Origin of the sequence: Mycobacterium bulgaricum (assembly GCF_041287165.2) — a bacterium.
In the GTDB taxonomy this organism is placed as follows: Bacteria; Actinomycetota; Actinomycetes; order Mycobacteriales; family Mycobacteriaceae; genus Mycobacterium; species Mycobacterium bulgaricum.
The window spans coordinates 1-1,397 of the sequence record NZ_JBGGKV020000036.1 but is presented as its reverse complement, the minus strand read 5'-3'; the positions used below and the strand labels follow the sequence as shown (position 1 = coordinate 1,397).

General features: G+C 61.0%; 1 protein-coding gene. It reads right to left on the bottom strand.

Annotated features, from left to right (window positions below; translation table 11 throughout):
* Positions 1-32: 32 nt before the first annotated feature.
* Entirely contained in the window at positions 33-1,379 is a 1,347-nt protein-coding gene (locus ACAG24_RS29450) for an IS256 family transposase (RefSeq protein ID WP_370476386.1), read from the bottom strand.
* Positions 1,380-1,397: the final 18 nt, after the last annotated feature.

Sequence of the window (1,397 nt, the reverse complement as noted above, 5' to 3'; positions counted from 1 at the left end):
GAGCTTGTCAAGATTTTTGTGTAGATGGCCGGTTATAGGTAGGGGTTGATTCGTTCGGGATAGTTCAGGGCGAGTGCTCCCAGTGCTTGTTTCCAGCCGTTGCTGCGGGCCCCGACAACGAGTCGGCTGTGGCGTGAGCGATCACCGGTAGCCAGCGGGTCATCGATGTAGCGCTGCCGTTCTCGAGCACGTTTGTCCTCGATATTGCAGATCGCCAGCCACAACAGCTTCACCGCGGCTTGGTCGTTAGGGAAGTGTCCGCGGTTTTTGATGATCTTGCGCAGCTGGTAGTTCAACGATTCGATCGCGTTGGTGGTGTAGATGACCTTGCGCAACTCAGGCGGGAACGCCAGGAACGGGATAAACCGCTCCCATGCGTTGCGCCACGCGATCACAGTCGTCGGATTCGACTGCCCCAGAGCTGAATCCGCGAACTCCTCGAATGCCTCTGCCGCGGCGTCAACACTGGGGGCGGTGTAGACCGTCTTGAGGGCAGCGGCGATCGCCTTGCGCTGACCGTAGGACACAAACCGCATCGAATTACGGATCAGATGCACCACACAGGTCTGTACCGTGGTCTGCGGCCAGGTCGCCTCCACCGCCTCGGCGAACCCGGTCAGCCCATCGGTGCACACGATCAGGATGTCTTTGATCCCGCGATTGGCCAGCTCGGCGCACACCCCGGCCCAGAACTTCGCGCCTTCGTTGGCGGTCACCCAGATCCCCAGCACGTGACGGATCCCGTCGAGATCAACACCGACAGCGATATGCGCCGCGCGGTTGCGGACCTGATGGCCGTCACGAATCTTGATCACCAAAGCGTCGAGGTAGACGATCGGATAGAGCTCCTCTAAGGGCCGTTTCTGCCACGCAGCGACCTCGTCGAGCACCGCGTCGGTGATCTTGGAGATCGTCTCGTGGGATAACTCGGTGCCGATTGTGGTGGCCAGATGGTGCTGGATATCGCGGACGGTCATTCCGCCGGCATAGAGCGAGATGATCATCTCGTCGAGGCCGCCCAGCCGCCGTGAGCCCTTCGGGACCAGCGTCGGGGTAAAGCTGCCGTCGCGGTCACGTGGGATCGCCAATCCGACGTCGCCGACCTCGCTGGCCACCGTTTTGGGGGTAAATCCGTTGCGGGCATTGGGCAATTCACGCCCGATCGGATCGCCTTTTTCGTATCCGAGGTGATCGGTCAGCTCGGCGGCCAACCCGCGTTCTAGTACGGCTTTGACCATCTCGGGCAGAAAGCCACCCTGACCGGTCAACTGCAGCTGGCCAGCATCGATCTTGGCCAGTACGTCATCGAGAACACCCGCGGACCGCAACGCCTCCACAGCGTCGGCCCCCGACATTGGCTCGTCAGTGGTCACATCCATCGATACTGCTCCATTCAA

What these genes read in the sequence shown, in the direction of transcription:
- ACAG24_RS29450 (WP_370476386.1), bottom strand. Translation starts at nt 1,379, where the DNA reads ATGGATGTGACCACTGACGAGCCAATGTCGGGGGCCGACGCTGTGGAG.